The 5,882-nt window shown below is 65.3% G+C and carries 5 protein-coding genes and 1 riboswitch; of the genes, 4 read left to right on the forward strand and 1 reads right to left on the reverse strand.

Features of this window, described 5'->3' with window-relative positions:
• Window positions 1–129: 129 nt before the first annotated feature.
• On the reverse strand, window positions 130–2,166 hold the full coding sequence (locus DV704_RS11925; protein WP_114799803.1) for a molybdopterin oxidoreductase family protein: 2,037 nt from the start codon (window positions 2,164–2,166) through the stop codon (window positions 130–132).
• A 282-nt stretch (window positions 2,167–2,448) separates the two neighbouring features.
• A riboswitch (SAM riboswitch) is annotated at window positions 2,449–2,599 on the forward strand.
• A gap of 62 nt (window positions 2,600–2,661) precedes the next feature.
• On the opposite strand from DV704_RS11925, the gene cysC reads away from it, so the two are divergent.
• The 4 genes from cysC to DV704_RS11945 all read left to right on the forward strand — a co-directional run bounded on the left by cysC (window position 2,662) and on the right by DV704_RS11945 (window position 5,834).
• Complete coding sequence (gene cysC / locus DV704_RS11930; protein ID WP_114799804.1) at window positions 2,662–3,210, forward strand: adenylyl-sulfate kinase; 549 nt, start codon at window positions 2,662–2,664, stop codon at window positions 3,208–3,210.
• Complete coding sequence (locus tag DV704_RS11935; protein WP_114799805.1) at window positions 3,207–3,869, forward strand: phosphoadenylyl-sulfate reductase; 663 nt, start codon at window positions 3,207–3,209, stop codon at window positions 3,867–3,869. The genes cysC and DV704_RS11935 overlap by 4 nt, the downstream gene beginning before the upstream one ends.
• A gap of 61 nt (window positions 3,870–3,930) precedes the next feature.
• Window positions 3,931–5,109 carry a sulfate adenylyltransferase gene (gene sat / locus DV704_RS11940; RefSeq protein ID WP_114799806.1) on the forward strand — a complete coding sequence of 393 codons (1,179 nt, stop codon included), beginning with the start codon at window positions 3,931–3,933 and terminating at the stop codon, window positions 5,107–5,109.
• Complete coding sequence (locus DV704_RS11945; RefSeq protein ID WP_114799807.1) at window positions 5,097–5,834, forward strand: sulfite exporter TauE/SafE family protein; 738 nt, start codon at window positions 5,097–5,099, stop codon at window positions 5,832–5,834. Before sat ends, DV704_RS11945 begins: the two co-directional genes overlap by 13 nt.
• The last annotated feature ends 48 nt before the right edge of the window (window positions 5,835–5,882 follow it).

Consider the following 5,882-nt stretch of genomic DNA (forward strand, 5'->3'; position numbering starts at 1 on the left):
GAACACCACCCGCTTGCTTCGTAAGTCCAGCATCGCCGGGTAATAGGCCCCGGGGCGCTTGGGGCAGGCCGCTGGCTCGGTACACGAGCAAGCGGCGTAGGGAGGGTAAGGACAGGTCCTCTCCATAGCTCACTCCGTAGGGGCCAGACTTACCGCAGCGAACTTGAACTCGGGCATACCGCAAAGGGGATCGAGGGCCGGGTTGGTCAGCCGGTTGACCGCCAAGGGCCCCTCCCAGTGGAAAGGGACGAAGACCGTGTCGGGGCGGATCTTGGGGTTGAGCCGCACGGTGTAGCGTGCGCGGGCCCTGGGGCTTTGCACCTCGCAGGGCCGGCCCTCCTCGAGCCCCAGCCGCTTGGCGGTCTCGGGGTGCACCTCCAGGTAGGGTTCGGGGCTTTTTTTGCGGAGCCGCTCAATGCGTCGGGTCAGGTTGCCGGTGAGGTAGTGGTAGAGCACCCGGCCGGTGGTAAGGGCCAGGGGAAATTGGGCATCGGTGGCCTCGGCGGGCGGGGTGTAGGGGGTGGGGAAGAAGCGGGCCTTGCCCTCTGGGTGGGCGAAACCCTGGGCCAAGGGCCGGGGGGTACCGGGGTGGTGGGGGTGGGGGCAGGGCCAGAAGAGGGCCTCGCCCCGCTTTAGGCGCTCGTAAGTAATGCCAAAATAGTCGGCTTTGGCCCCCCGGGTGGCCTGGCGCAGTTCGTTGAAGACCTCCTCTGTGTCCTGGTAGCGAAAGTAGGCCCCTGCGCCTAGGCGCTGGGCCAGGTCCACCAGGGTCTCCCAGTCGCGCCGAACCCCTTTGGGCGGGTCTTGCAGGGCTTGGCGCAGCACCACCCGGCCCTCGAGGTTGGTGGTGGTGCCGCTCTCCTCGAACCACAGGCTGCCGGGCAGCACCACCCGGGCCAGCGAGGCGGTCTCCGAGAGGAAAGGGTCTATGACCACTAGGTGCTCCATCCGCGCCAGTGCCGAGCGCACACGGTCGGCCTGGGGCGAAGAGGCGGCGGGGTTGCTCCCCAGCACCAGAAGCCCCCGAATCTCGCCCTGCTCAATGGCCTCCAGGATTTCAAAAGCGCTCTTTCCCTTGCCGGGCAGGGCCTCGGGCGAAACCCCCCAGACCCGGGCCACGGCGGCCCGGTCGGCGGGGTTTTCAATGGAGCGGTAGCCCGGGAGCTGGTCGCTCTTCTGCCCCATCTCGCGCCCGCCCTGGCCGTTGGCCTGGCCGGTGAGGGTGCCGAACTCCCCACCCAGGCAGAGCGCCAGGTTGATGTAGGCCAGGGTGGTCTGCACCCCCCGCGCGTTCTGGTCGGCCCCCCGCCCGGTGAGGATAAGGGGCCTCTGGGCCTGGGACAGTAGGGCTACTGCTTGCTCCAAAGCCCCCACTTCCAGGCTGCACACCTCTGCCGCCCAGGCCAGGGTGCAGCCCTCCACCGCCTTCAGGGCCTCCTCAAACCCCTGGGTGTGCGCCTCAATAAAGGCCTGGTTCTTAGGCAACACCTTGAAGAGGGCGTTGGCCAGAGCTAGGTCGGTGCCCGGCCTTAGGGGTAGGTGCAGGTCAGCTAGTTTAGCGGTAAGGGTCTGGCGCGGATCCACCACGATAAAGCGAGTACCCCCTCGCTTGGCCGCCATCAGGTGGGGCATCAGCATGGGTAGGCACTCGGCTACGTTGGAACCGGCCAGCAGAATCAGATCGTGCTGGGCCAGGTCGGCCAGGGGGCGGTTCAGGCCCCTATCCAGGCCAAAAGCCAGGTTCTGCGCGGTGGCGGCAGCGGACATGCAGTAGCGCCCGTTGTAGTCCACGTGGGGCGTTTTGAGGGCCAGCCGGGCCAGCTTGCCCAGCAGGTAGGCCTTCTCGTTGGTCAGCGAGCCGCTCCCATACACCGCGTTGGCCGCGGGGCCGTGCGTGCGCGCAATGCGCAAAAATCCCTCGGCAGCCACCTCCAGGGCTTCCTCCCAGCTACAGGGGGTTAGCACCCCGTCCTTGCGCACCAGGGGGGTGGTGAGCCGCTCGGGGTGCTGCACCAGGGCCCCGCTGCTCAGACCCAACACGCAAAGTCGGCCCCCGTTGATGGGATGAACCAGGGGAGCCACGCTACCATCGGCCACCACCTGCAAGCGGCATTGCATCGCGCAGAAGGGGCAGTGGGTATCGGTACGACTGTGTTCAAAAGGCATTCTTTGGGGAAATGCTGAGAGGGGCCAAGGCTGCCTCTCATTGAGAGGGAGCATAGCAAGGCTTTGCGGATATGTCAATGCTTAATTGTCCTAAAGGCAACTTATTTTTTAACGATTTGCAAATATAGTCGGAAAGCCTTTCAATGCGTACGAAAAAATTGGCCATATTTACATTTTACTTATAACACTCAGCAAACTATTCACAATAGTTCCGAGTCAATAGTTTACAGATTTTGTAATCTGTGATAATCTTCCTCCCGTCTGGCCCCTATGGGTCCGGCACACTTATCCAGAGCAGCCGAGGGAACGGCCCGACGACGCTGCGGCAACCCGCCCGGAGGTCTGTTCATCGCCAGGTCTACTGGGCTTCGGTGCCAAGTCCGGCCTGGGTTTCGCTAGGCACAGCGACCCCCAACCCCAGGAAAGATAAGGAGGCAGGAATGAAAGCACCCACAGAACGCGTCTACCACAAGCCGCTTTACACCGAGGTAAGCCATGGCGGAGCGTAGGAACGGCCTGGTGGTCTGGTTCACCGGTCTTTCCGGCGCAGGCAAGACCACCCTGGCCCAGGCCTTGCACAAGCGCCTCGAGGCCGCCGGTTATCCCACCGAGCTTTTGGACGGGGACGAGGTGCGGGAGCACCTTTCCAAAGGGCTGGGCTTCAGCCGGGAAGACCGCGATACCAACATCCGGCGCATCGGCTACGTGGCCAACCTGCTGGCCAAACACGGGGTGGTGGTGCTGGTGAGCGCCATCAGTCCCTACCGCGCCACCCGCGAGGAGGTGCTGGCGCAGGCCCCCCGCAAGCTCGAGGTCTTTGTGGACGCCCCGCTGGAGGTGGTGGCCCGGCGCGATGTGAAGGGCCTTTACGCCCGCGCCTTGCGCGGAGAAATCCCCCAGTTCACCGGGGTAAACGACCCCTACGAGCCGCCTTTGCATCCCGATCTGCACCTTCGCACCGACCAGGAAAACTTAGAGACCTGCCTAAAGCGGCTTATTCGGGCGCTAGAGCCTTTGGGTATACGGCTGGAGGTGGCAGCTTGAGTCCCGACTGGAACGAAAACACCCACCCGCAAGAGGTTATCCGGTGGGCCCTGGAAACCTACCCCGACCTCCTGATGCCCAGCGGCTTCAACCTGAACGGGGTGGTGCTGATCGACCTGGCCTACCAGGCCGGCTACCGGGGCGAGGTGGTCTTTGTGGACACCGGCTACCACTTCCACGAGACCCTACAGACCCGCGACCGGCTGGCCGAGCGCTATACGGGGCTGCGCTTCGTGACCCTCTCGGCTGGGCTGGGGCCGGAGGAATGGGGCCAGGAGCGCTACCGTACCGACCCCGACGGCTGCTGCGCGGTGCGCAAGGTAGCCCCGCTGCAAGCCTACCTCGAGCAAAAAAAGCCCAGCGCCCTGCTCAACGCCCGCAGCCGCGAGCAGGCCCCTACCCGGGCTCACCTGGGCTTCGTAGAGCCGGGCGAGCGGGTGCGCATCAACCCGCTGGCCTACTGGAGCAAGGAGCAGCTCGAGGCCTACGCCAAGGCCCAAGGCCTGCCCGTGAACCCCCTGTACTGGAGCGGTTTCCTGAGCATCGGCTGCTGGCCCTGTACCCGCGCGGTACGCCCCGGCGAGGCCCTGCGGGCAGGCCGCTGGGAAGGTCGGGGCAAGAGCGAGTGCGGGCTTTGGGTGGGTAAGAACGCAATCTAGGCAGCACCAGGTGCAAAAGCACCCCCCCAAAGGGGGTTGGTGCGAGAAGGAAGTTCGCCGCATGGAAAAGATTACAAATGTTGTAAATATTTCTCTGCCCCTACCCCACGGCGGGCAGCTGGTAGACCGCCTACGCCCCGAAGCGCCGGAGGCCTACGCCCACCTGCCGGCCATCCACCTCAGCGAGCGCAGCTATGCCGACCTCGAGCTCATCGCCACCGGGGTCTACTCCCCCCTGGAGGGCTTCATGGGCCAGGCCGACTACCGCCAGGTGCTGGCCGAGATGCGGCTGCAAAACGGCCTGCCCTGGAGCATTCCCATTACCCTACCGGTGGAGGAGGCCGAGACCTATAGGCCGGGCCAGAGGGTGCGGCTGGTCTACCGCGGCCAGACCGTGGGCCTTATGGAGGTAACCGAACGCTACCGCCCCGACAAGGAGGCCGAGGCCCGCCAGGTCTACCGTACCACCGACCCCGCCCACCCGGGGGTGGCGGCCCTTCTGGCCTCGGGGCCGGTTTACCTGGCCGGCCCCATCTGGCTCCTAAAGCTCAGCCGCGGGGCCTTTCCCGAGCACCACCACACCCCGGCCGAGACCCGGGCCCTCTTCGCGCAAAAGGGCTGGCGCACGGTGGTGGCCTTCCAGACCCGCAACCCCATCCACCGGGCCCACGAGTATTTGCACAAGGTGGCGCTCGAGTTGGTGGACGGGCTGTTCTTGAACCCACTAGTAGGCGAGACCAAAAGCGACGATGTGCCGGCTGCGGTGCGAATGAAGGCCTACCAGGTGCTCTTGCAGCACTACTACCCCCCTGAGCGGGTGCTGCTCGGGGTCTACCCCGCGGCCATGCGCTACGCTGGGCCGCGCGAGGCCATTCTGCACGCCATCAGCCGCAAAAACTACGGCTGCACCCATTTCATCGTGGGGCGCGACCACGCCGGGGTGGGCTCGTACTACGGCCCCTTTGAGGCCCAGGAGATCTTCGCCCAGTTCTCCAAAGACGAAATCGGCATCGAAATCCTCAAGTTCGACCACACCTTCTACTGCCGAGCCTGCGGCAGCATCGTAAGCCGCCGCACCTGCCCCCATGGCCTCGAGCACCACCTGCTGCTTTCCGGTACCAAGGTGCGCGAGCTGCTGCGAGCAGGCCAGGGGCTGCCCCCAGAGTTCACCCGGCCCGAGGTGGCCGAGGTGCTGCGCCAGGCCTACGCAGGCAAGGAGGCTGGAACGTGGAAGTCCTGATTGGCTTTTTCATCGCGGTGGCCATCGGCCTCTCCGGCGTGGGTGGGGGCACCCTGACCGCCCCGGTGCTTCTGCTCTTTTTGGATGTGCCGGTAGAAATAGCGGTGGGCACGGCTTTGCTCTATGCATTCTTCGCCAAGATACCCGCCGGGCTGGTCTACCTGCGGCAGGGCCAGGTCGACGGGCGCACCCTGGGGTACCTGCTGCTAGGAGGCCTGCCCGCGGCAGCGGTGGGCAGCCTGGCCCTGAGCGCCCTCAAAAGCGAGCGCGACCTGGTGCTTTTGGTAATTGGGGTTACGGTGCTTATCTGCGCCTTAGCCAACCTCTACCTCACCCTGCACAAGGACTTCCGCCCCCGGGTGCTGCACCCGGTGTGGTTGGTGCTGGGAGCGGCCTTCATTGGGGTAGAGATGGGCTTTTCCTCGGCGGGGGCCGGTGCTTTGGGCACCCTGCTCCTCCTAAGCGGAACCCGGCTCTCGCCCAAAACCGTGGTGGGCACCGACATTTGGTTCGGCCTGGGCCTGGGCCTGGTGGGCGGGGGGCTGCACGCCGCGCTGGGGCAGGTGGATCCCATCCTGCTGCTCAAGCTAGGGCTGGGCGGCCTGCTGGGCTCCTGGAGCGGGGCCTTTTTGGCCCAGTACATCGCCCAGCGGCCTTTCCGGCTGGGCCTTTTGTGCTGGCTGCTCTTCATAGGCTCCCACCTGGTGCTCAAGGGGGTGCGCTAGATGTACTACCCCGCGATGCTGGACCTGCGGGATAAGCGGGTGGTGTTT

It is taken from the genome of Meiothermus sp. QL-1, assembly GCF_003351145.1.
Classification (GTDB): Bacteria; Deinococcota; Deinococci; order Deinococcales; family Thermaceae; genus Meiothermus.